We start from the raw sequence: 22672 nt of genomic DNA on the forward strand, positions 1-22672 counted from the left end.
CGATTCACGATCATTACCCCCTCACACCCCCAAATACGCCTGCTTGATGGTGTCGCTCGCCGCGAGCTCCGCCGCTGACCCGGCGGCGCGGATGCTGCCGGCTTCCAGCAGATAGGCGCGGTCGACCACGCGCAGCACCTGCTGCACGTTCTGCTCGACGATCAGCACCGTCAGCCCGCTTGAGCGGATGCGCTTGACGAGCTCGAACACCTGCTGCACCACGACCGGCGCGAGGCCAGCCGACGGCTCGTCGAGCAGCAGCAGTTTCGGGTTCGACATCAGCGCACGGCCAATCGCGCACATCTGCTGCTCGCCGCCCGACATCGTGCCGGCCATCTGGTGCTGGCGCTCCTTCATGCGCGGAAACAGCTCGAACACGAACTCCAGCCGCTCGGCGTAATGCGCGCGGGCACCGGGCATGTAGGCGCCCATCTTCAGGTTGTCGGCGACGGTGAGCCGGGGAAACAGCCGGCGATTTTCCGGCACATGCGCGATTCCGAGGCTGACGATGCGATGCGGGGGCGTCGCGATGACGTTCACGCCTTCCATCGCGATCGTGCCCCTGATCGGGCGGATCAACCCTGAGATCACCCGCATCAAGGTGGTCTTGCCGGCGCCGTTCGGGCCGATCACGCCGACCGCCTCGCCCGCCTTGACGTCGAGGCTGACGTCGAACAGCGCCTGGAAGCTGCCATAGCCCGCGTCGATCGATCTCAATTCCAGCATGCGCTCACGCCCCGATCCGGCGCCGCGCCTGGGCTGCGGCCGCGGCTGCGAGGCTCGCATCCGCATCGGTGCCGAGATAGACCTCGATCACTCTTGCGTCGCCGGCGACATCGGCCGGCAGGCCCTCGGCGATCTTCTCGCCGTGATCGAGCACCATCACGCGATCGACCACGCGCATCAATACGCCCATGATGTGCTCGACCCAGATGATGGTGATGCCGAGCTCGTCGCGGATCCGGCGCAGCATGTCGGCGGCCTGGTCCATCTCGGCCTCGTCAAGGCCGCCAAGGCTCTCATCCGCGAGCAACAGCTTCGGGCCGGTGGCGAGCGCCTTGGCGAGTTCGAGCTTCTTCAACCCGGCGGCGCCCAGGCCCTCGACGCTGGCGTGACGATCGGTCGGCAGCCCGACCATCGCGAGCGCCCGCTCGGCCGCCTCCTCGGCCTTGCCGCGGCTGTGGCGGCCCTGGCCGTAGAAGCCGGCGAGCACGACGTTCTCGAAGATGCTGAGGCGATGGAACGGCCGCGGGATCTGAAAGGTTCGGCCGATGCCACGGTTGATGATCCGGTGCGGGGCGAGCCCCGCGATCTCGTGGCCGTCGAACAGGATCGAGCCGGAGGTCGGCGGCAAGGTGCCCGAGAGCATGTTGAAGATCGTGCTCTTGCCCGAGCCGTTCGGGCCGATCAGGCCGAGGATCTCGCCCTGCTCGACGCGGAACGACACGTTGCTGACGGCACGAAAGCCGCCAAACCGCTTGACCAGGCCTTCGACGGCGAGCACGGCAGTTCCCTTCGCGAGCGAGCTATTTGTAGCTGTAGGTGGTGCCGGCCGGCAGCGGCAGCTCGGTCTCGCGCTGCATCTGGCTCTTCGGCCACACCACATAGGATTTGTCGTCGATATATTGCAGCACCACCGGGAACGAGCGCGCGTTCTGCCCGGCATACTGCTCTCCCTCGCCATAGAACTTCACGCCATAGCCGAGCATGGTGCCGCCCTCGGGTATGTCGGTGTCGAGCGCGGCCTTGCGCAGCGCATCCGGATCGACGCCGCCATACTTCTTGATCGCGCGCGGCAAGACGTCGTCGAGGAAGACATAGGCGTTGGCCGCGCCGATGCCGACATGGGCGGATCGGATCGGCACGCCGGGCTTCAGCCGGTCAACTCCTCGCCGACCATCTTGATGACCGGCGGCAGCTTGGGATCCATGTTCTTCTGGTTGGCAAGCCAGATCGAGATCGGGTCGGTGTTGAAGAGATAGTTGGCGTCGGTGCCGAGCCCTTCCTTCAGCTTTTCGTAGACGCCGTAGCCCGCGCCATGGCCGACAATGGCGCCGAACTTCAATCCCTGCTCGCGGGCCTGGCGGAACAGCAGGGTAATGTCCGGATTGTAGCCGGTGTGGAAGATCACGTCGGGCTTGGCGCGCTTCAGCTTGGTCACCAGCGCCGACAGATCGGGCGCGGTCGCCGAATAACCCTCCTTGAGCACGATGTTGAAGCCGGCCTTCTTGGCGCCGGCCTCATTGCCCTTGGAGACGTCGACGCCATAGGCGCCGTCCTCATGGATGATGGCGACGCGGAGATCCTTCGGCTCCTTGCCGAACTTGGACATGGAGTATTGCGCGATGAAGTCGGTCGTCATCATGCCGTACTGGTTGCCGGCGGCCTGCGGACGGAACACGTATTTGTAGTTCTTGCCGTCGAACACGCCGGAGGAAATGCAGGTCGTGATCCACATGAACTTCTTCATCTGCTCGACCCGCGCCGACACCGGCACGCATTGCGCCGAGGAGAAGAAGCCCATCACCATGTCGACCTTTTCCTGCTCGAGCAGGCGGACGGCCTCGTTGATCGCGATGTCGGGCTTGCTCTGCGCGTCGGCATAGACGGCCTCGACCTTGTAACCCTCGACGCCGGTCTTGGCGTAATGGTCGAGCATGATCTTGACGCCGGTGTATTGCAGCTCGGAGCCGCCGCCGGCCAGCGGGCCGGTCAAATCGAAGATCACGCCGATCTTGATCTTCTTGTCCTGCGCATGCGCTGCATTGGCCACACCAAGCGCCGCAAGCGCGACAGATAGACCCGCAAGCCAGCGGGCAGCCCTCCTGACCGGCATGAATCCCTCCCCAGAGATTGTGCACTGCATTTTTTGTTGTCGTGCCGCCCTATCACAGGGGGAGCGGCCGATGATGTCAAGCGCGATGGCTGCGTCCGCACCGCGCAGGCTTGCGCAAAGTTTCGGCGGAACGGTGCCGACGCACGGTGCTCGGGCGCGCGTGAGCGGCAATTTATCCGCGGGGCCGTTCCATGCCGGCCCGTTTGATGGCCGCGAGCAAGATATCGCTGTCCGAGACAAGAAAATTGATCAGGCGCTTGGCGGCTTCCGGCGCTTGCGCGTCGCTGACGATCGCGGCCGTGAAGGTCTGGACCAGCTGGAAATCTGGCGGCAGCAGGCCGACAACTTCGATGCCGCTCTCCTGAACCAGTTCGCTGGTCGGACAGATCGAGAGATTTGCCTTGCCTGCTCTAAGCGCTTCGGCCGCCTCGGTTCCGCGCGCCTCGAGGGTGAGCCTGACCGTGTCCGGCAAGTTCAACCTGGGGAAAACCTTGTCGCGGACGTACTGTCCGCTCGTGCTGCTGGGCGCCACCACCTGGCCGGCGTCGATCAAAGCCTGCCTGAGGGCGGCACCGTTGCCGATGTCCGGCCTGGAAGAGCCCGCCCGAACCGCCGCGGCCAAAGGTGCCGTCGCCAGTCCGGCTTCCGATCCCACAAGAATTCGGCCATCTTCGATCAGACTTCGAAGTCCCTCACGCGAAAGGATAACCACGTCCACTTTGGTGCCGTTCGCAAGCTGGTGCCTGATCGTCTTCGGACCGGTCCCCTCCGACGCGCCCGATCCGGTCTCCACCCTCATGCCCGTGCTTCGCTCGAATTCAGGCAGCACGTCTCGGTAGACCGCGGCGAAGCCACCCGAAATGATGACCTTGATCGTTTTAGGACCGTCGGCGATTGCCGGTGTCAATGCGGCGGCAGCGGTGGCTTGACCGGTCATTGCGCATTCCTTTGCCTAGGCCGGCAGCTGCGTCTCGATGAACGCGGTGACGAAGCGCGGCATTGCCGGAGTGAGATCGGCGCGGCTGCGCACCAGATGGATGCCGGCAAGCTCGGGATTTGCCTGGCGCGCGAGATTGGCCTCGATCCGCGCCCGCAACGCGTCACCAGGCATATCGACGCGCAGGATCTGCATCATTGCAAGCGCAGGCCCGGTGTAGATGCAGTGCCAGTCGGCGTCGCCGCGGCAATCCGACGGCAACAGTCCCGTCTCCTCCTCGAGCTCGCGCATCACGCTGCCGGCGATATCGACAGTGTCGCCCCTGATATCGTCGAGATCGGGCGTCCCTGACGGGAAATAGATGCGCCCGGCATTCGCGGTCTGCTCGCCCATCACCCCGCACACGAAGGCGCCGTCGCTGGCGAGCAGCGCCCCCATGCCGAAACCGTTGAACACCTCGTGGTCCGGAAAGCCCCAGTCGCGCCAGGCGAGGAAGCTCGCGAAATCGGTCTCGAAATAGCTCGCGCTGAGCCGCTCGCCGGCGAAGACCGGATCGCGCCCGAGCAGCACACGGCCGTTCCACAGGTTCGGGTTCAGCCGCTGCTGCTCGGCGAAATGCGCGTCGATCTCGGCGCGCCGCTCGTCCGCGAACGGCCAGGGGCGCCGCTGCAAGGCAAGGTCGAGCGCGGTGACACGACAAATGAGCGGAGACTGCATATCCGAACGTGTTTACTTCGCGTTTCCGGTCGTCTTCTTGACCTGGTCGACGAACTTGTTGGTGTAGGTCTTGGTGACGTCGATGCCGGCTTTGGCGACATCGGGCGAGCCCTCGCTGAACACCGCGAGCACGGCTTCCGCGCCCTTGGGGTCCATCTTGCCGGTCTCGGAATACATCGGGATCGTGTTCTTCAGGGCCGCGAGATACTGCGCCTTGTCCTTGCCGACGAGCTCGTCGGGCATCTTGGCCATGATGTCTTCGGCGCTGTGCGAATGGATCCAGGCCAGCGTCGCCATGATCGCATTGGTCAGCGCCTGCACCTCCTTCTCGTGGCCGTTGACCCAGGCCGCGGTCGAATACAGCGCGCCGCCGGGATATTCGCCGCCGAACACCGCAAGCGTGTCGTGCTGGGTGCGGGTGTCGCTGAGGATCTTGAGGTCCTTGTAGCTGCCCTGCAGCACGGTGACGGCAGGATCGAGCATCACGGCGGCGTCGATCTGGCCCTGCTCCATCGCGGCCACCGCAGTGGCGCCGAGGCCGACGCCGATCACAGCGGTGCCCGTAGGATCGAGGCCGTTCTTCTTCAAGAGATATTTCAGGAAGAAATCGGTCGAGGAGCCCGGCGCGCTGACGCCGACCTTCTTGCCGGCGAGATCCTTGATCGAGTTGATCTCGCCGGTGTGCTTCGGCGACACCACCAGCACGAGGCCGGGATAGCGGTCATAGACCACGAAGGCCTGCAGCTCCTGCTTCTTGGCCGCAAGATTGACGCAGTGGTCGAAATAGCCGGAGACGACGTCGGCGCTGCCACCGAGCACGGCCTTGAGCGCGTCCGAGCCGCCCTTGAGGTCGACCAGTTCGACCGCAAGCCCGGCCTTGTCGTATTCGCCAAGCTGCTTGGCCAGCACGGTGGGCAGATAGCACAGGCAAGCGCCGCCCCCGACCGCGATGGTGATCTTGCTTTGCGCCGCGGCAAGGCCCGTGGACAGGGTCAGCGCCAGCAGCATTCCGGCAAGCTTGCCAAGCAGTTTGTTCATGACGTCCTCCGTTCGCCTGGCCGGCAAGATAGAGGAGCCGGCAGGCCTTGAGAAGGCGACTTTCCGACAACTGGGCAAGCCTGCGGCGGCGGCATAGCATCGGGGCTACAAGAAAACGCCGAAGAAGCGCCAAAATCAAAAGCACCAAGAATACTTCAAGGGAAACATCAGGGGAGGTCTTCATGAATCGTATTGCAACCGCGCTGTCGATCGCTACCGCCTTTGCCGCGGGCTGTGGCGTCACCCATTTGCTGCGGCCGGCGCTCGCCGCCGAGAATATCACGGCGCAGGTCATCCACACCGGCGAGATGGAGGGCGACAAGCTCGGCGATGCCAACAAGGTCAGCTTCCGTTCCAAGATGTTCGTCTCGGCCGACGGCGCCACCGTCTCGATCCAGGACGGCAATGTGCCGAAGCACATGCATCCCAACACCAACGAGATGCAGTTCGTCCTCGAAGGCACCGGCACGGTCTGGCTCGGCGACAAGGAAGTGACGGTGAAGCCGGGCGACCTGATCGTGATCCCGAAGGGCACGCCGCATGGCGGCACCAAGCCGAACGGCCGCGCCATCAAGGCCATCGCGATCAAGACGCCGCCGCAGGCGCCGGATGATACCAAGCTGCTGGATTGATTACGGCACGTAGCATCCGCGGGCGGCAATCGCGGCAGCTTTCACCCGTCTAGCCGGACGACGGTTGAATGGCGACACCATACTGCTCGGCAATTGGAGCAATGGCCTCGATATCTGGCTTATGTCCGCTCCGCTTGCCCAATTCGTCGAAGGCGGCGAACATGCGATCGAGGCCGGCGCCCGGCATCGCGAACACGAGCAGGCGCGCCGCATCGTTGCTCACATTGCGGTAGCCGTGGCGCCGATGACGTGGGGCAAAGAAAAATGCGCCGGTGCCAAGGCGCACTGGCTCGTCCGTGCCTTCGACCTCAACGAGCACCTCGCCACTCAACACAAAGAATGCTTCGTCCTCACGGGTGTGCGTGTGCGCCGGCGCCCCGCGGCCCGGCGGCACGATCGATTCCCAGATCGAGAATTGCTGACCGGTATCGCTCGCCATCGCCTTGTAGCGATGCGTCACACCGAGCACGTCGAGCGTGAGTCCCGTGCCCGGCGTCCGGAACAACGGGCTCAACTGCGAAAGATCGCGGCTTGTATCAGTGTTCATGGCGGTTCCCTCCGGATCAACGCGAAACACGAAGTATTGCAGCGGAAGTGAACCCGTTCGTCGTTGCAACGTTCCCCCCAAAGGAATGTGATCCGCTCTGGCAGGGTTAGCGTGGAACCAATCTTGTCCCTGAACGGAACGCCCTTGTCGCACCTGCAACGCTTTCCCAAATGAATGGGGACCGCGCCGCCTGGCTTTCGGAAGGCGGGAGGTCCGTCTCAGGTTCTCCGCGGTGGAGACCAATATGCCGCCAACGGCCCCCACAAACGAAACCGAACGATTGGTTGCGCTGCATGCACTCGACATTATCGATAGCGCGCCGGAAGCGGCTTACGATGAAATCGCCGAGCTTGCGGCCCAGATCTGTAGCTGCCCGGTCTCCTACATCAGTTTTATCGATGACGACCGGCGCTGGCTGAAGGCAAGATATGGTCTGCCGGCCGAAATATCCGACGCACCGCGCGAAACTGCCGTCTGCACAACGACGATCTGCGGCACCGAGCTGTTCGTCGTGCCCGACCTGAAGCAGGATCCACGCTTTGACAACAGCCCGATGACGGCCCTGGTGCCGCCATGCCGCTTCTATTGCGGCATGCCGCTCATTACCGATGAAGGGTATGCGTTAGGCACGCTTTGCGTGATGGATTTCGCGCCGCGGCAGCTGTCGTTCGAGCAGACGGAAGCGCTGCGAATGCTGTCGCATCAAGTGCTGGCACAACTCGAGCTTCGTCGAAAGCTGATCGAATACCGGCAATCGATCAACGAGCTGAAGCAGTCACGACTCGAGACCGCGGCCGAGAGCGCGCGCGCCGAAGAGCTGTTGCGCAACGTCTTGCCGACGCCGATCGCCGACGAGCTGAAGCGCAGCGGCAAGGTTCAGCCCAAATACACACGGTCCGCGACCATTCTGTTTGCGGATATCCAGGGCTTTACCCTGCTGGCCGAACAGACCGAGCCGGCCAGGCTCATCGATCTCCTCGACAAGTATTTCTCGGCCCTGGACGAGATCGGCGTCCGATATGGCTTGGAGAAGGTCAAGACCATGGGCGACGCTTACATGGCGGTCGCCGGCGTGCTTGCGCCCGACCGACGGCATCCGATCGACGTTTGCCTGGCGGCTCTGGAGATGCGGGCCCGGCTCGGTCGCTTGAGGGCGGAACACGAAGCGATCGGCGAACAGGCTCTGCAATTGCGCATCGGCATCCATACCGGACCAGTCATTTCCGGCGTTGTCGGCAACCGCCGGATGACCTTCGATATCTGGGGTGATGCGGTCAACACCGCGTGGTTCATGGAAGCGTTCGGGGTCGCGGGGCAAATCAACGTCTCGGAGACCGTCGCCGGACATGTCCGCAGGCTGTTCGAACTGGAATCGCGCGGCCCCGTCGAGACCAAGCACGAGCACGCGCACGCAATGTTCCTTCTCAATGGTCTGAGGAAGGAATATTCGCGCGACGGCGACGGCCAGCTGCCCAACGACCTATTCCTGGCGGAGTACAGGCGTATCGGCGGTTCGCGGCTGACTTCGGATTGCTGATGGCGCGTTCGCAGGCGTCACTGGCCGCGTGGCCGGGCCTGCAGTTCTTGCAACCGTTCTTCGCCGGATAATTCGCTTGCCTAACGTCCGGCCATCCATAATATTACGAGCGTCATTTTATGGAAAGCCGGACCCATGAGCCTCGACGATCACCCCACGGTCAGGACCGTGCGCGCGCGCAGCAGCGAACCGGTCCGCGACGTCCCGGTTTCATCGCAGCTGATCAAGGACATCGCGCGCAGATGCGGAGCCGACGATGTCGGCATCATCGAGTTCGAACGGACCGCCATCGCGCCGCAGCGGGACTTCATTCGCAAGGTCTATGGCCGGACGCGCTCCCTGCTCGCGATCGTCTGCCACATGAACCGCGAGCCGGTGCGCTCGCCCTCGCGCTCGGTCGCCAACGAGGAATTCCACAGCACCTACGATCACGTCAACGAAACCGCGCGTGCCATCGTTCGCGCGCTCGACGAGCACGGCATCCCGGCCTGCAACTCGGTTGCCGCGTTCCCGATGGAGATGGACCTGCCCAGGATCATGATGGTCCAGCACAAGCCGATCGCGGTGGAAGCCGGTCTCGGCCGCATGGGAATCCATCGCAGCGTCATCCACCCGAAATTCGGCAGCTTCGTCCTGCTCGGCACCATCCTGCTCGGATGCGAGGTCGACGCCCATGACCATCCGATCGACTACAATCCCTGCCTGGAGTGCAAATTGTGCGTCGCCGCCTGCCCGGTCGGCGCCATCAAGCCGAACGGCGGCTTCGACTTCCTGTCCTGCCACACCCACAACTATCACGACTTTCTCGGCAACTTCTCGCAATGGGTGGAGAAGGTCGCGGATGCAAAGGACGCGAGGGATTATCGTGCCCGCGTTCCCCGCACCGAGACGCTAAACATCTGGCAATCGCTGTCGTTCAAGCCTGGCTACAAGGCGGCCTATTGCATTTCGGCCTGCCCGGCCGGCGAAGACGTGATCGGCCCCTTCCTCCACGATCGCGACGCCCACTTCTCCGATGTGGTGCAGCCGCTGATCGACAAGGACGAGTTCGTCTACGTGATCCCGGATACCTACGCCGAGGACACGGTGACGCGGCGCTTTCCGCACAAAAAGCTTCAGCATGTCACGTCCGGCCGCCATACCGGCAGCCTGCAGGCCTATATCTTTTCGCTCTCGCTCGGATTCCAGCGCGGCAGGGCCCGAGGTCTGGATTTCGTGACGCATCTGCGCTTCACCGGCACGAGCGCGCTGGACATGACCGTTGCGATCAAGGGCAAGGATCTCCAGGTCGTGCCGGGACGGCATGTCGGAGAGGCGGCTCTGACCATCACCGCCGATACCCAGGCCTGGCTGCGCGTGCAGAACCGCGACCTCGAACTGGCCGACGCGATTGCCGCGAAGCTGGTGAGCTACAGCGACGAAGCATTGTTCGCCGCCTACATGCGGTGCTTCCCCCTCTGAGCCGCAGCGTAGATGCGTAGGGTGGCATACGCCTTCGGCTATCCCACCCTACGCATCCTACTGCGCTGCTTCTTACTGCGCGGAATCGATCAGCTGTTCGAGATCGGCAATCAACCCCGGCCCGGTCGGCTGCCATCCAAGCTTCCTGCGCGTCTGCTCGCTGGAAGCCGCCATGTCGTATGCCGCGAACGTGCCGAGCCAGCCAAAGAAGGCCTGCGCCTCTTGCGGGGCGATGGATTTGACCGGCAGCTTCAGCCGCCGTCCGATCGTTTCGGCAAGATCGCGCATCGAGACCCCCTCTTCCGCGACGGCGTGATACCTTGCGTTCGGCTCAGCCTTTTCGATGGCCAGCCGGTAGAGACGCGCCACGTCGAGAACATGCGCCGCCGGCCAGCGATTTTGCCCATCGCCGAGATAGGCGCACGCGCCCTTTTCGCGGTACACCGCGATCAAGGGGGTGATGAGACCCTGCCTGACAGGATCGTGAACCTGGGGAAGACGCATGGCCGACGCGCGGACGCCGTTCAGCGACAGGGCCGTCTGTTCCGACACGCGGGGGAATGGGAAATCCGGCGATATCGTTTGGTGCTCAGTCGCGATCTGGCCGGGCTTGGCCAATCCCGCCAAGCCTCCGGTTACGATCAATGGCCTGTCCGATCCAGCCAGAACAGAGCCCAAGGCTTCGATGGCGCGGCGGTCGATCTCGCAACTCTTCGCGAAATTAGACCAGTCGTGAACGAAGCCCAGGTGAATGACAGCATCCGAAGCGCTTGCCCCCTTGCGTAAGCTATCAAGGTCCTCGAGCGAGCCGCGAAGAACCTCCGCGCCAATGGCAGAGATCGCGTTCGCCCCCTCGTCCGAACGGGCCACACCAAGAACCTGATGTCCGGCGGCGATCAGGTCCTTGACGACGGGAGTGCCGATAAATCCGGTGGCACCAGTGACGAACACACGCATGAGGAAGTCTCCAGGTTTCGTTGGAGACAAATCTGGCCCTGCGCGCTATCCTGTTAAAGTAGTGACCTTATCATGGTATAATAGCTAACAGGATGAGCGAACCGCTCGCGCAAGAGAACCTGCTCGGTGCCTACCTGAAGGACCGCCGCAGCAAGCTCGATCCGGCCGTGTTCGGCTTTCCGCCGGAGCGGCGGCGCACGCCGGGCCTGCGCCGCGACGAGGTGGCGCAGCGCGCCAACATCAGCGCGACCTGGTACACCTGGCTCGAACAGGGCCGCGGCGGCGCGCCCTCGGCCGATGTGCTCGACCGCATCGCGCGTGCGCTGATGCTGACCGACGTCGAGCGCGAGCATCTGTTCCTGCTCGGTCTCGGACGCACGCCCGAGGTGCGCTACCAGAAGAGCGAAGGCGTCACGCCCCGGCTGCAGCGCGTGCTCGACGCGCTGGAGCCGCGCCCCGCCGTGATACGCACCGCGACCTGGGATATCGTCGCCTGGAACCGGGCCGCGACCGTGATGCTGACGGACTACGGCTCCCTGCCGCCGCGCGAACGCAACGTGCTGCGCTTCATGTTCCTCGATCCGCGCGTCCGCGCCGCACAACATGACTGGGCCAGCGTGGCGCGCTTCGTGGTCGGCGCCTTCAGGGTGGACGCGGCACGCGCCGGCGCCGCTGCCGAGGTGCAACCGTTCGTCGACGAGCTCTGCCGGCTCAGTCCGGAATTCGCGGCGCTGTGGCGCGACAACGACGTGCGAACGCACGGCGAAGGCGTCAAGCAGCTCCGGCATCCGATCCTGGGCCCGGTCAAGTTCGAATATTCGGCGTTCGCGGTCGACGGCCGACCCGACCTCAGCATGATCGTCTACAATCCGATTCACCCGGAGGTGACGGAGAATATCCGCGGGTTGATCGAGGCCGCGCCGGCAGTGCCCTAATCACGCGTCACCGGCGTCGGCCGCCACACCAGCAGCCGATTCTCGACCATCGTCACGCCCATGTCGATCAGGATGACGAAGGCGGACAGCACGAACATGCCCGCGAACACGCCGGCGACGTCGAAGACGCCCTCGGCCTGCTGGATCAGGTAGCCGAGGCCGGCGGCGGAGCCGAGATATTCGCCGACCACCGCGCCGACCACGGCAAAGCCGACCGAGGTGTGCAGCGAGGAGAACATCCAGGACAGCGCCGACGGCCAGTAGACGTGGCGCATCAGCTGCCGCTCGTTCATGCCGAGCATGCGGCCATTGTCGAGCACCGTGGTCGGTACTTCCTTGACGCCCTGGTAGACGTTGAAGAACACGATGAAGAACACCAGGGTCACGCCGAGCGCGACCTTGGACCAGACGCCGAGCCCGAACCACAGCGCGAAGATCGGCGCCAACACCACGCGCGGCAGCGCGTTGACCATCTTCACATAGGGATCGAACACCGCGGCGACGCGCGGCTGCCGCGCGAACCAGAAGCCGACCAGAATGCCGCCGGCCGAGCCGATCACGAAGGCGAGGATGGATTCCCACAGCGTGATCGCGAGATGCTTCCAGATCACCCCGGTCGAGAACCATTTCACGATCTGGCTGAAGACGTCGACCGGATTGGAGAAGAAGAACGGCGGCAGCAGCACCTTGCCGAACACCGGCACGGTGGAGAAGACCTGCCACAGCGCCAGCGTGACGACGGCGACCAGAACCTGCAGGGACAACAGCGTGACGCGCGACATCAGGCAGCTCCCGCCTGAGTCGACTGCACATAGCCCTTCATCACCTCGTCCTTCAGCACGCCCCAGATCTCGCGGTGCAGGGCATGGAAATCCTTCTCCATCCGGATCTCGGCGATGTCGCGCGGCCGCGGCAGCGTGATGCGCCAGTCGCCGATGATGCGCGCGGAAGGACCGGCCGACATGATCACCACGCGATCGGCCAGCGCGATCGCCTCCTCGAGATCGTGGGTGACGAACAGCACCGCCTTGCGGTCGGCGCTCCACAATTCCAAGAGCAGATTGCCCATGATCTGCCGGGTCTGGGCGTCCAGCGGACCGAACGGCTCGTCCATCAGGAGGATCTTCGGATCGCGGATCAGGACCTGCGCCAGCGCAACACGCTTGCGCTGGCCGCCCGACAGCATGTGCGGATAGCGATTGGCGAAGGCGCCGAGCCCGACCGAGGTCAGCCATTTCTGCGCGCGCGCGAGCGCCTCGGCGCGCGGCGTGCCTGATATCTCGAGCCCGATCGCGACATTGTCGATCGCGGTCTTCCAGGGGAACAGCGCATCGGCCTGGAACAGGTAGCCGGCATCGCGGTTGAGGCCGCTCAGCGGCTTGTCGAAGATCCTTGCTGTTCCGGCCGCGGGCTTGAGCAGCCCGGCCGTGACGTTAAGCAGCGTCGACTTCCCGCATCCGGTCGGGCCGACAATGGCGACGAACTCGCCATGATCAACCGAAAGATTGGCCCGTTCGACCGCGGTATAGACGCGTCCATCCGCCAACCGAAACGCCACCGTCGCACTGTCAAGCGCGACCGCCGTCGGCTCCGTCATCGCCACGCATCCCTCCCGAACTTTCCGAGATGGCTTAGCGGTTCGGGCGTGCAAGTTCAACGCAGGAAGATGGCGTAGCAAACAAGGCTGTGGTCACGCGATTTTCAGACAGGCCGGGGTTGCGCAATTGCGCAACCGGCTTGCGCATTGCGCCGACATCGTCGAGGCTGCAGCCCAAAGCGACGGACAAGGAGACGATCATGCGGATCGCAGTGGTGGGCGCCGGAGGCGTCGGGGGCGGCTTTGGTGCGGCGCTCGCGCATGCCGGCGCCGACGTCACCTTTATCGCGCGCGGCGCTCATTTGGCCGCGATGCGCAGCGAGGGGCTGAAGGTTCAGGGTGGCCGCGGCGAAACCCATCTGGTCCCGACCCAGGCGACCAACGATCCGGCAAGCGTCGGCCCGGTCGATATCGTGCTGTTCTGCGTCAAGCTGTGGGACGTCGAGAGCGCCGGCCAACACATCAGGCCGATGGTCGGCCCCGACACCGCGGTGATCCCGCTGCAGAACGGCATCGACGCGCCCGACAGGCTGGTCCCGATTCTGGGACGCAACGCGGTGATGGGCGGCGTGGCACAGATCTCGGCCTCGATCATCAAGCCTGGCGTCATCAACCAGGTCGGCACCTTCATGCGCATGATCTTCGGTGAGCTCGACGGCCGCATCACGCCGCGCGGCAAGGCGCTGCTCGATCTCTGCCTGAAGGCCGGCTTCGACGCGACCTTGAGCGAGCAGATCAATACCGAGCTCTGGATGAAGTTCGTCGGCCTCGCTACCAATGCCGGCATGACCGCGGTCACCAGGCTGCCGATCGGCAAGCTGCGCGACGATCCCGATTTGCGCCCGCTCTTCGTATCGGCTTGCGAGGAGATCATCGCCATCGCGCACGCCAACGGCATCGAGCTGCCGCCGGATGCGCTGACGAAAGTGCTCGACTTCATCGGACACGCGCCACCTGCGATGAAGGCCTCGATGGCGCTCGATCTTGAGCGTGGCAACCGGCTCGAACTGCCGTGGCTGAACGGCAAGGTGGTGGAGCTCGGCCGCAAGCTCGGCGTCCCGACGCCGACGCACGACATGCTCTATGCGGTGTTGAAGCCCTATGCGATGGGCGCGCCGTCCTGATAGCCAAGCAGAACCGAAATCTGCCGGCCGGCCTCGCGCACCAGCTTTGAATATTCCAATAGCTTCCGCTCGTCGATGCGCGCGCTCGGCCCGTAGAGGCCGACCGAACCGACCACCTCGCCGCGGTGATCGAAACACGGCGCGGAGACAGCGACCGCGCCGGCGAAGATCTCGCCATGGCTGGTCGCATAGCCGTTGCGCCGCGCAAAGCTCAGCGCGTCCTCGAGCCGCGCACGGTCCGCGCTCTTTGCAATGCTGGCAAGAAGCGCGGCTTGCCGCTTCGGGTCCATGAAGGCCAGCATCGCCTTGCCGGTCGATCCCTGGATCAGGCTCAGACTGTGGCCGACGCCGCGGCTGATCGAGAGCACGTGACGGCTCTCGCATTCGAGGATGCAGATGCCGCGATCGTCCTGCTCGCGGAACAACGCTGCGGTCTCGCCGGTCGCCTCGCGCAGGCCTTCGACGACCGGGCGCGCGATCGCGACCACCTCGAGACCCTTCAGCCAGACATGGGCCAGCTTCATCACGCCGTGCGACAACCGGAAACGCTGCGGGTCGCCTTCGGCCTGGATCAGGTCGCGCTGCGCCAGCGTCTGCAGCAGGCGATAGAGCGTCGGCCGGCTCAGCCCAACCCGCTTCTGGATCTCGATCACGCTCATCGCCGGCTGATCCGGCGTGAAGCATTGCAGGATCGCGATGGCGCGGTCGACGGCCCGCACGCCTGACGCCCCCTGCTCCGCGTCCAGAACCTCCGCCTTCGGTTTCTTTGCCATCCGTCCACATCCGCAAAATCGGCAGGGGCGCGCTGCATCCAGCGCGCTTGACCAATCGGCCCGCGCGGATAGTATCGCAAATTATGAGAATAATGTCCACTAGATGGACATGCGAAAAATCGACGGGAGGATTGGAATTGCTGGAGACAAACACCTCGCGCAGATGGGCCGCCGCCGCGATCGCCACGCTGATGCTCACAGCGCCGCTGGCGTACGCCGCACCCGACGGCTCAGGCATCTCGGACGGCGTAGTGCGGATTGCGCTGCTGGGTGACTACGGCAGCGGCCGCGATCTCGGCGGGCCGGGCTCGGTGACCGCCGCCAAGCTTGCCGCTGAGGATTTTCACAACAAGGTGCTGGGCAAGCCGATCGAGATCATCTCGGCGGATCACCAGAACAAGCCGGACGTCGCGGTCGGAATCGCGCGGCAATGGTTCGACGTCGAGCATGTCGACGCGGTGACCGATCTCGCCGTGAGCTCGGTCGGACTCGCCGTCGCCGGCCTTGCAACGCAGAGCAACCGCACCGCGCTGGTCTCGGGCGCCGCGACGTCCGATTTGACCGGCGACAAATGCTCGCCCGTCGTCACGCATTGGGCCGACGACACCTACGCACTGTCGGCCGGCCTGGTCGGCGAGCTGAGCCGCCGCGTCGGCAAGGAATGGTTCTTCGTCGCGGTCGATTACTCGTTCGGCACCGCGATGGTGAAGGATGCCTCGCGCGCGGTGACCGATACGGGCGGCAAGGTGATCGGCGCGGTGCGCTATCCCTTCAACACCACCGACTTCTCATCCTTTTTGCTGGCCGCGCAGAGCTCCGGCGCCAAGGTGGTGGCGCTGGCCGGCACCGGCGCCGACACCGTCAACGCGGTGAAGCAGACCCACGAATTCGGCCTGCAACAGGGCGGGCAGACCATCGTCGGCATGCTGACCTTCATCTCCGACGTCCATTCGATCGGCCTGCGCGACGCGCAGGGCATGTACATCGCGTCCCAATACTACTGGGATGATGACGACGGCACCCGCGCCTTCGCCAAGCGCTTCATCGAGATCGAGAAGCGCGAACCGACCAAATTGCAGGCCGCGACCTACGCCGCCGTGCGCCACTATCTGCAGGCGATCGAGGCCGGCGGCAGCGACGAGGCGAAGGCGGTGAATGCCGAGATGCGCAAGCTGCTGGTCGATTTCTTCGGCCGCCCCGCGCACATCCGCAAAGACGGCCGCGTCGTCTACGACCTCTCGCTCTACCGCGTGAAGAAGCCGGATGAGAGCAAATATCCCTGGGACTACTACCAGAAGATCGCGGCCATCCCCGGCGACAAGGCCTTCCGCCCCGAGGGAACGGGCGGCTGCAAGCTCGACAAGTAGGACGCACCATTATCGCCGCGACGCACGGTCGCGCATGCAAGATCAAGGAGGAGCCGATGCCGCTTCGCAACGATTTGGATCAGCTTGTTGACGTCAAGGGTGGCTTCATCAGCCGCGAGATCTTCGTGGATGCCGATATCTATCGCCAGGAGCTCGACAAGGTCTTCACCCGCGCTTGGCTGCTGGTCGGGCACGAAAGCCTGGTGCCCAATCCCGGCGATTTCTACACGTCGCGGATGGGCGAGGAATCCGTCATCCTCTGCCGCGACAAGAAGGGCGAGATCCACGTCTTTCTCAATTCGTGCCGGCACCGCGGCATGAAGGTGTGCCGCTACGAGCAGGGCAACACGTCATTGTTCACCTGCCCCTATCATAGCTGGACCTACACCACCGACGGCAAGCTGCAGGGCGTTCCGCTGCACCGGACGCTGTACGACGGGGTGCTCGACCGCGACGCCAACTCGCTGGTCTCGGTGGCGAAGCTCTGCAATTACAAGGGCTCGATCTGGGCGACCTGGGACAAGGACGCGCCCGACTTCATCACCTATCTCGGCGATGCCAAGGTCCATCTCGACCAGGCGCTCGACTGCCGCGACGGCCGCGAGGGCGGCTCCGAGGTGATCGGCGTCCACAAATGGGTGTTCCCCGCCAACTGGAAGTTCGCCGCCGAGAATTTCCTCGGCGACACCTATCACAACCCGAGCCACCGCTCGGTCGACCTGATCGGCATCGGGCCGAGCGCTGCCGCCGGCAAGAAGGGCCGCCGTGACGACGAGCTGGAGAAGGCGCAGCACGTCTGGATCAGCTTTCCGGAAGGCCATGGCGTGCACAGCGCGATCCAGCCGGAGGCCAATGAATACATCGAGTCCTTCCTCGACAACCCGATCCTCGAAAAATACTTCCGGCACTGTTTCGAGGAGCGCAAGCGGCGGCTCGGCGAAGGGGCGCGGCTGCTGCCGTTCGTCGGCACGATCTTCCCCAACACGTCCTATCATGGTCGCCAGCCGCGCGGACTTTGCGCCTGGCATCCGCACAGCCCGACCTCGACCGAAGGCTGGCGCTTCTTCCTGGTCGACAAGGACGCGCCGAAGGAAGCCAAGGAATATCTGCGCCGCTACTATATGCGCTACTCCGGCCCGGCCGGGATGACCGAACAGGACGACATGGAGAACTGGCTCTATGCCACCGCGGCGAGCACCGGCACGGTCGCGCGGCGCTATCCCTTCAACTATCAGCAGTCGATGGGCGCCTACGTCACCGATCATCCGCTCGGCGGCGATGTCTCGACGCAAGTCACCGAGCAGATCGCGCGCGGCTTCTACCGCCGCTGGACCACCTACATGCAGGGCGGCGACTGGCACGAATTGCTCGGATCGCCCGCTGGCAACCGGCAGGCCGCAGAATGACCGCGCCCGCAAAAACCGTCCTCGTCAGCGGGGGCACCTTCGGCATCGGCCGCGCGATCACGCTCGGCCTCGCGCGGCGCGGCCACGCGGTCGTCGCCTTCGCTCTCGAGGCGCCGCAGGTCTCGAGTACCGCGCAGAACGCCATTCCGGCCCTGCGCGAGGAGCTTGATCGAGAAGGGCTCTCCGCCGAATTGATGGAAGCCGATGTGTCGCAGGCCGGCGATGTTGCCAAGGTGGTCGCGCACGCGATGGCGCGGTTCGGGCGCATCGATGGCATCGTCAACAACGCTGCGATCGGCCCGCTCGGCACGGTGCTCGACACCGACGAGGCGCTGTTCGACCGGATCATCGCCGTCAATCTGAAGGGACCGTATCTGACCAGCCGCGCCGTGATCCCGCACATGATCGCGCAAGGCGGCGGCTCGATCGTCAACATCGGCTCCGGCGCCGGCTGGGGCAAGCCGAACATGGCGGTCTACAGCGCGAGCAAGGGTGGCGTCGTCGCGCTCAGCGCAGCGATGGCCTACGACTTCTTCCACCAGCGCATCCGCGTCAACACCGTGATCCCCGGTGGCGGCGGCATCGTCAGCGGCATGAGCCTCGGCCGTGTCGGCGGCGATGCGGCGCGTTTCGGCAAGGGCGCACCGGGCACCGCTGCGGGCCGCGTCGCCGCCGGTGACGACATCGCCAATGTGGTCGCCTTCCTGCTGTCGCCGGAAGCGGAAACGCTGTCCGGCGCCGTGATCGATGTCGGGTGCTTCGCCCAGCAGGGCGGACCGATCCCGCCAAAGACGGCGCTCTGACAACCCTGCGATGCCTGATGAGGAGATAGCGATGACGACGACCGTTCAGGATCAGGACAAACAGCAACACGCCGGCAACGCTGCGATCGAGCGATCCGCGGCCTACTACCGGCTGAAGGCCGATGTCGAGGATTTCTACTACCACGAGGCCGATTTGCTCGACGACCGGCGCTTCCGCGACTGGCTCGAGCTACTCACCGACGACATCAGCTATTTCATGCCGATCCGCCGCAACGTGAAGTTCGGCCAGCAGGCCGCGCGCGAGAACACCAAACGCGGTGAAGGCATCAGCTGGTTCGACGAGGACAAATGGACATTGACCAAACGGGTCGAGCAGATCCTGACCGGCGTGCACTATGCCGAGGAGCCGCTGTCGCGGATCACGCACATGGTCAGCAATGTGCAGATCAAGGGCGCGCGGCCGGAGATCGGCGCGGCGCGCGAGCTCGACGTCACCGGCCGCTTCCTCGTCTACCAGAACCGCGTCGAGTACGAGACCTACATCTTCGTCGGCCGCCGCAACAACACGCTGCGCCTGATCGACACTGCCTGGAAGATCGCGCGACGCGAGATACTGCTTGAACAGAATATCCTGCTGGCCAAGAATCTCACGACGTTCTTTTGAGCGGGTCCAAGGATTGCAAGGGCAGCGATGATTGACGTGATGGCGATCAAGGTGGGGACGCGGCTGAAACTGGAGGCCGGCGTCATCGCAGAAGTGGTGGAGAACATGGACGACGGCCAGTGGCTGCAGGTGCGCTATCTGGAGTGCCCTGCCCGGCCCGCCGACGTCGGCACGGTGGAGCTGTGCCACGCCCAGGACGTCATCAAGGTGCTCAGCGAGTAGTCCCAGTCAACGGACCGACGATCATGCTGCGATTTGAATACATGCCGAGCGATTTTCATCCACTGTTCCTGTTCCTCGGCGAAGCCGCCGATCTCGCCGCGCTGGCAATGCTGCTGCGGCGCTTTGCCGAGGACCCGCAGACCATTGCCGTCGCGGAGCGGATTCCCGGCGCCGTCTCGCGCGACGCGCTGGTGCTGGCGCCTGCCGACGACGAATTCGGCATGCGCGATCTCGGCGGCCGGTTTGCCTGGAAGCTGACCGATTGGCAGGCGGAGCGGATCGCCGAGCGCATCGAGCTGTTAACCCCTGAGGATAACAAGTCCGGCTCGGAGATCGTCGAGATCGGCAGTGACGGCGAGATCCCGGTCAAGCTGTCGCGCGGCGAATTCACCGACGACTTCCTGATCACGCGCAGATAGCGGAGTTCGCGTGAGTACACACCGCAAACCGAAGGTCCTGATTGCCGGCGCCGGGATCGGCGGTCTCGTCGCCGGATTGTCGCTGCTGCAGCGTGGCATCGAAGTCGAGATCTTCGAGCAGGCGTCCGAGCTGCGCGAGCTCGGCGCCGGTGTCCAGCTCAGCGCCAATGGCACCAGCGTCCTCATCGCGCTCGGCCTCGAGCAAGAGATGCAGGCCATCGCCTGCGAGCCCTCGGGCAAGGAGATCAGGCTGTTCAGCACCGGGCGGACCTGGAAACTGTTCGACCTCGGCGCCTCCTCGCGCGCGATCTATGGCGCGCCCTACTGGATGGTGCATCGCGGCGACTTTCACCGCGTGCTGGTCGACGCATTCACGGCCCGGGCGCCGGGGCGCCTGCATCTCGGCAGCCGCGGCACCGGATTTGACCAGGACGGCGACGGCATCTGGCTGCACCTTGCCAATGGCGAGCGTCGGCGCGGCGACGTCGTGGTCGGTGCCGACGGCGTGCACTCCGAAATTCGCCGGCAGATCGGCGGCGACACCAAGCCGTTCTTCTCGGGCGTGGCCGCCTGGCGCGGGCTGGTGCCGATGGAACGGCTACCGCCACCCCTCAGGCGCGACGTCGGCACCAACTGGATCGGCCCGGGCGGCCACGTCATCACCTATCCGGTGCGCCGTGGCGAGCTGTTGAACTTCGTCGGCATCTTCGAGGGCGAGAGCTGGTCGGTCGAATCGTGGACAGAGCGCGGCACGCGCGAGGCCTGCAGCGGAGCCTTTGCCGGATGGAATCCGCAGATCCACACCATCATCGCGAGTCTCGATATTCCCTACAAATGGGCGCTGCTCGGCCGCGACCCGCTCGATCGCTTCGTCGTCGGGCGCGCCTGCCTGCTCGGCGACGCCGCGCATCCGACGCTGCCGTTCCTGGCGCAAGGCGCCAACATGGCGGTCGAGGACGGCACGGTGCTGGCGCGCTGCCTCGAACGCTTCCCGCCCGAGGAAGCGCTGCAGCGCTACCAGACCGCCCGGCTGACGCGGACCAACGCGATCGTGGTGAAGTCGGCCGAGAATGCCAGGCGCTTCCACAATCCGGCACTCGCCGATGCCGAAGGCGCTGATGCCTATGTCTCGCGCGAATGGCAGCCGGACCGGGTGCGCGAGCGCTATGACTGGCTGTTCACCTACGATGCCTTGCGTGTGCCGCTCTGACGGGACGAGTTCGCGGGCCCGCCTCATTGAACGGGATGGCGTCCGCGGCGCACCGGACGTTCCGGCGGTGGTGGCGGAGGAGCGAAGAAGGGATTGACGATGCACATCGCAGAGAGTCCCGATGCGGTCGCCTGACACTGCGGGATCGAGGTGTAGCTGCAATCGATGTGGTCTCCGGCCATCGGCCCGTTATAGAGATGCAAACAGACCGGATAGTTCGGATCATAGGCCTGTCCGGCGGCAGGTCGGGCCAGCGCGACCGCGAACGCAGCGATCGCGAAAAGTTTCAGGCGCATCGGATTCTCCTTATTGCTCGGACCGTTTCCTCACAACTGCCGGAGTTAGTCAACCGCACTGGGGACACGACGGCCATACAGTCTTGAGCGACGGCAGGCGGCAAGCCTGAGCGCGCTAGTTGGCGGACTGGCGTTGTCGCTGCCCCCGTTGCTTCGGCGGCTTTTTCGGACCTTTGTAGAACGGATTGACCGAACACGTCGCGGAGCGCCCCGAGGCCGTCGCCTGACACTGCGGAAGCGACGTGTAGCTGCAATCGATATACTCGGGCGTCAGCCTGCCGCCATAGACTTCCAGGCACACCGGATAGTTCGGATCGTACATCTGTGCGGCGGCCGGCCCAGCGATGCAAACGCCGACGGCGGCGATGATGGTGAGTTTCAAACTCATCGAATTCTCCTCAAGCCCGGTACGAATCGCCGGGCGCGTGGCTATCGCTGTTCGTCGGCCGGCTTGCCGTCGCCCTCACCGAGGCAGCGGATCATGAAGGCCGTCGTGTCCCGCGGCAGCACTTGCGCGGCGCGCGCCTTGAGACGGCATTCGAGCTGCGCGATCTGGCGCGCCCGCTGCCGTTCGGACGGCAGCGTCGATTGCCGCAACCGCCGCAACGTCATCGGCGAGCCGTCCGACTCGAAGCTCAGCTCGTACTTCTTGCCGTTCTGGTCGGTCGCGGCGCAGGTGACGGTGGACACCTGCCGCGTGATGAAGCTTCCGACCTGGCGGCACGAGCCCGTCGACATCTCGACCAGCGGCACCGGCAGGCCATCCACCCGCGGGCGGTCGCTGGACTTGAGCAACATGCGGTCGACCGCGAGCTCGAACAGATTGTCCTGGGTGCGCTCGGTGCTCTCGCCGGAGAACGAGATGATGTGGCTCTTGTCGGCGGGATCGTCGAGCACCACGGTGAATTCGGAACGGCCGCGCAGGGTGTGAAAGTAAGCGACTGCCTTGCAGGTGTAGCTGCGGCCCGCAACGGTGACATTGCGGCAAGTGCCGGACATCAACGCGTACAGATCGACGTCGTAGACCGGACCGGCAGCAACGGCCAGCGCCGGCCAGCAGAGGACGGCAGCCGCAATCAATTGAGCGAAACGGGAGATCATGCTGAAGCGGTCGAAAACACGGTCGCTGGAGGGGTCCATGGCGCAAGGTCGCTGATTTCCACGGACTGTGCAACGACGAAGCAGGCCTAAATGTGGACACCACGCGAACGGCTGGGGAACGCAGCACAATCC

General features: G+C 64.6%; 28 protein-coding genes. 12 read left to right on the forward strand and 16 right to left on the reverse strand.

Going from position 1 to position 22672, the window contains the following annotated elements; genetic code table 11:
• Nucleotides 1–21: 21 nt before the first annotated feature.
• From ACSKB9_RS11630 to ACSKB9_RS11660, 7 genes are all read right to left on the reverse strand, one after another.
• On the reverse strand, nucleotides 22–726 hold the full coding sequence (locus ACSKB9_RS11630; protein ID WP_057015112.1) for an ABC transporter ATP-binding protein: 705 nt from the start codon (nucleotides 724–726) through the stop codon (nucleotides 22–24).
• A 4-nt stretch (nucleotides 727–730) separates the two neighbouring features.
• The gene (locus ACSKB9_RS11635; RefSeq protein ID WP_438073263.1) at nucleotides 731–1504 is read right to left on the reverse strand and encodes an ABC transporter ATP-binding protein; all 774 of its coding nucleotides are present in this window, start codon (nucleotides 1502–1504) and stop codon (nucleotides 731–733) included.
• 22 nt (nucleotides 1505–1526) lie between these two features.
• Nucleotides 1527–1865, reverse strand: coding sequence for a hypothetical protein (locus tag ACSKB9_RS11640; RefSeq protein WP_438073265.1), 339 nt, complete (start codon nucleotides 1863–1865; stop codon nucleotides 1527–1529).
• Between the two features lie 8 nt (nucleotides 1866–1873).
• Nucleotides 1874–2836 carry an ABC transporter substrate-binding protein gene (locus tag ACSKB9_RS11645; RefSeq protein WP_438073267.1) on the reverse strand — a complete coding sequence of 321 codons (963 nt, stop codon included), beginning with the start codon at nucleotides 2834–2836 and terminating at the stop codon, nucleotides 1874–1876.
• 172 nt (nucleotides 2837–3008) lie between these two features.
• A complete protein-coding gene (locus ACSKB9_RS11650) occupies nucleotides 3009–3773 on the reverse strand; it encodes a substrate-binding domain-containing protein (protein ID WP_438073269.1) in 765 nt (254 codons plus the stop codon).
• Nucleotides 3774–3788: 15 nt separating this feature from the next.
• Entirely contained in the window at nucleotides 3789–4490 is a 702-nt protein-coding gene (locus ACSKB9_RS11655; RefSeq protein ID WP_438073271.1) for an NUDIX hydrolase, read from the reverse strand.
• A gap of 12 nt (nucleotides 4491–4502) precedes the next feature.
• Nucleotides 4503–5528: an ABC transporter substrate-binding protein gene (locus ACSKB9_RS11660; protein ID WP_229190068.1), complete on the reverse strand. Its 1026-nt coding sequence runs from the start codon at nucleotides 5526–5528 to the stop codon at nucleotides 4503–4505.
• A 182-nt stretch (nucleotides 5529–5710) separates the two neighbouring features.
• Here ACSKB9_RS11660 and ACSKB9_RS11665 point away from each other — a divergent pair, with 182 nt between their 5' ends.
• Nucleotides 5711–6160: a cupin domain-containing protein gene (locus tag ACSKB9_RS11665; protein WP_438073273.1), complete on the forward strand. Its 450-nt coding sequence runs from the start codon at nucleotides 5711–5713 to the stop codon at nucleotides 6158–6160.
• A 49-nt stretch (nucleotides 6161–6209) separates the two neighbouring features.
• Here ACSKB9_RS11665 and ACSKB9_RS11670 read toward each other — a convergent pair whose 3' ends face one another.
• Nucleotides 6210–6707 carry a cupin domain-containing protein gene (locus tag ACSKB9_RS11670; protein ID WP_438073275.1) on the reverse strand — a complete coding sequence of 166 codons (498 nt, stop codon included), beginning with the start codon at nucleotides 6705–6707 and terminating at the stop codon, nucleotides 6210–6212.
• A gap of 244 nt (nucleotides 6708–6951) precedes the next feature.
• On the opposite strand from ACSKB9_RS11670, the gene ACSKB9_RS11675 reads away from it, so the two are divergent.
• Nucleotides 6952–8244, forward strand: a complete 1293-nt coding sequence (locus ACSKB9_RS11675; protein WP_438073277.1) for an adenylate/guanylate cyclase domain-containing protein — start codon at nucleotides 6952–6954, stop codon at nucleotides 8242–8244.
• A 135-nt stretch (nucleotides 8245–8379) separates the two neighbouring features.
• On the forward strand, nucleotides 8380–9705 hold the full coding sequence (locus tag ACSKB9_RS11680) for a 4Fe-4S binding protein (RefSeq protein WP_438073278.1): 1326 nt from the start codon (nucleotides 8380–8382) through the stop codon (nucleotides 9703–9705).
• A 72-nt stretch (nucleotides 9706–9777) separates the two neighbouring features.
• Here ACSKB9_RS11680 and ACSKB9_RS11685 read toward each other — a convergent pair whose 3' ends face one another.
• Nucleotides 9778–10662 (reverse strand): SDR family oxidoreductase, encoded by an 885-nt coding sequence (locus ACSKB9_RS11685; protein ID WP_438073279.1) that lies wholly within the window; start codon nucleotides 10660–10662, stop codon nucleotides 9778–9780.
• Between the two features lie 92 nt (nucleotides 10663–10754).
• Between ACSKB9_RS11685 and ACSKB9_RS11690 the strand changes: the two genes are divergently transcribed.
• Nucleotides 10755–11597 (forward strand): helix-turn-helix transcriptional regulator, encoded by an 843-nt coding sequence (locus tag ACSKB9_RS11690; protein WP_438073281.1) that lies wholly within the window; start codon nucleotides 10755–10757, stop codon nucleotides 11595–11597.
• Here ACSKB9_RS11690 and ACSKB9_RS11695 read toward each other — a convergent pair.
• The 3 genes from ACSKB9_RS11695 to ACSKB9_RS11705 are packed head-to-tail and all read right to left on the reverse strand — an operon-like array spanning nucleotide 11594 to nucleotide 13396.
• The gene (locus ACSKB9_RS11695) at nucleotides 11594–12379 is read right to left on the reverse strand and encodes an ABC transporter permease (RefSeq protein ID WP_225162587.1); all 786 of its coding nucleotides are present in this window, start codon (nucleotides 12377–12379) and stop codon (nucleotides 11594–11596) included. The genes ACSKB9_RS11690 and ACSKB9_RS11695 overlap by 4 nt on opposite strands.
• On the reverse strand, nucleotides 12379–13194 hold the full coding sequence (locus ACSKB9_RS11700) for an ABC transporter ATP-binding protein (RefSeq protein ID WP_057015064.1): 816 nt from the start codon (nucleotides 13192–13194) through the stop codon (nucleotides 12379–12381). The genes ACSKB9_RS11695 and ACSKB9_RS11700 overlap by 1 nt, the downstream gene beginning before the upstream one ends.
• 34 nt (nucleotides 13195–13228) lie before the next feature.
• Nucleotides 13229–13396 (reverse strand): hypothetical protein, encoded by a 168-nt coding sequence (locus ACSKB9_RS11705; RefSeq protein WP_438073284.1) that lies wholly within the window; start codon nucleotides 13394–13396, stop codon nucleotides 13229–13231.
• On the opposite strand from ACSKB9_RS11705, the gene ACSKB9_RS11710 reads away from it, so the two are divergent.
• Nucleotides 13395–14318: a ketopantoate reductase family protein gene (locus ACSKB9_RS11710; RefSeq protein ID WP_438073286.1), complete on the forward strand. Its 924-nt coding sequence runs from the start codon at nucleotides 13395–13397 to the stop codon at nucleotides 14316–14318. The genes ACSKB9_RS11705 and ACSKB9_RS11710 overlap by 2 nt on opposite strands.
• Here the strand turns inward: ACSKB9_RS11710 and ACSKB9_RS11715 are convergent.
• Nucleotides 14294–15091 carry an IclR family transcriptional regulator gene (locus tag ACSKB9_RS11715; RefSeq protein ID WP_438073288.1) on the reverse strand — a complete coding sequence of 266 codons (798 nt, stop codon included), beginning with the start codon at nucleotides 15089–15091 and terminating at the stop codon, nucleotides 14294–14296. The genes ACSKB9_RS11710 and ACSKB9_RS11715 overlap by 25 nt on opposite strands.
• Before the next feature lie 131 nt (nucleotides 15092–15222).
• Here ACSKB9_RS11715 and ACSKB9_RS11720 point away from each other — a divergent pair, with 131 nt between their 5' ends.
• From ACSKB9_RS11720 to ACSKB9_RS11750, 7 genes are read left to right on the forward strand one after another with little or no spacing between them, the layout of a single operon-like run.
• Nucleotides 15223–16458, forward strand: a complete 1236-nt coding sequence (locus ACSKB9_RS11720) for an ABC transporter substrate-binding protein (RefSeq protein WP_438073290.1) — start codon at nucleotides 15223–15225, stop codon at nucleotides 16456–16458.
• A 56-nt stretch (nucleotides 16459–16514) separates the two neighbouring features.
• Nucleotides 16515–17864 carry an aromatic ring-hydroxylating oxygenase subunit alpha gene (locus tag ACSKB9_RS11725; protein WP_438073292.1) on the forward strand — a complete coding sequence of 450 codons (1350 nt, stop codon included), beginning with the start codon at nucleotides 16515–16517 and terminating at the stop codon, nucleotides 17862–17864.
• Nucleotides 17861–18667, forward strand: coding sequence for an SDR family NAD(P)-dependent oxidoreductase (locus tag ACSKB9_RS11730; protein ID WP_438073294.1), 807 nt, complete (start codon nucleotides 17861–17863; stop codon nucleotides 18665–18667). Before ACSKB9_RS11725 ends, ACSKB9_RS11730 begins: the two co-directional genes overlap by 4 nt.
• 31 nt (nucleotides 18668–18698) lie before the next feature.
• Nucleotides 18699–19292 (forward strand): 3-phenylpropionate/cinnamic acid dioxygenase subunit beta, encoded by a 594-nt coding sequence (locus tag ACSKB9_RS11735; RefSeq protein WP_438073296.1) that lies wholly within the window; start codon nucleotides 18699–18701, stop codon nucleotides 19290–19292.
• A gap of 27 nt (nucleotides 19293–19319) precedes the next feature.
• Nucleotides 19320–19514 carry a hypothetical protein gene (locus tag ACSKB9_RS11740; protein WP_438073298.1) on the forward strand — a complete coding sequence of 65 codons (195 nt, stop codon included), beginning with the start codon at nucleotides 19320–19322 and terminating at the stop codon, nucleotides 19512–19514.
• Nucleotides 19515–19537: 23 nt separating this feature from the next.
• Entirely contained in the window at nucleotides 19538–19933 is a 396-nt protein-coding gene (locus ACSKB9_RS11745) for a hypothetical protein (protein ID WP_283069726.1), read from the forward strand.
• Nucleotides 19934–19943: 10 nt separating this feature from the next.
• Nucleotides 19944–21143, forward strand: a complete 1200-nt coding sequence (locus ACSKB9_RS11750; RefSeq protein ID WP_438073300.1) for an FAD-dependent monooxygenase — start codon at nucleotides 19944–19946, stop codon at nucleotides 21141–21143.
• A gap of 23 nt (nucleotides 21144–21166) precedes the next feature.
• Here the strand turns inward: ACSKB9_RS11750 and ACSKB9_RS11755 are convergent, their stop codons facing one another.
• The 3 genes from ACSKB9_RS11755 to ACSKB9_RS11765 all read right to left on the reverse strand — a co-directional run bounded on the left by ACSKB9_RS11755 (nucleotide 21167) and on the right by ACSKB9_RS11765 (nucleotide 22579).
• Complete coding sequence (locus tag ACSKB9_RS11755; RefSeq protein ID WP_016844297.1) at nucleotides 21167–21439, reverse strand: DUF3551 domain-containing protein; 273 nt, start codon at nucleotides 21437–21439, stop codon at nucleotides 21167–21169.
• A gap of 115 nt (nucleotides 21440–21554) precedes the next feature.
• Nucleotides 21555–21827 (reverse strand): DUF3551 domain-containing protein, encoded by a 273-nt coding sequence (locus tag ACSKB9_RS11760; protein ID WP_438073302.1) that lies wholly within the window; start codon nucleotides 21825–21827, stop codon nucleotides 21555–21557.
• Nucleotides 21828–21868: 41 nt separating this feature from the next.
• A complete protein-coding gene (locus ACSKB9_RS11765; RefSeq protein ID WP_438073304.1) occupies nucleotides 21869–22579 on the reverse strand; it encodes a hypothetical protein in 711 nt (236 codons plus the stop codon).
• Nucleotides 22580–22672 lie beyond the last annotated feature (93 nt).

Origin of the sequence: Bradyrhizobium sp. BR 1433, from assembly GCF_051547665.1 — a bacterium.
Taxonomy (GTDB): Bacteria; Pseudomonadota; Alphaproteobacteria; order Rhizobiales; family Xanthobacteraceae; genus Bradyrhizobium; species Bradyrhizobium australafricanum.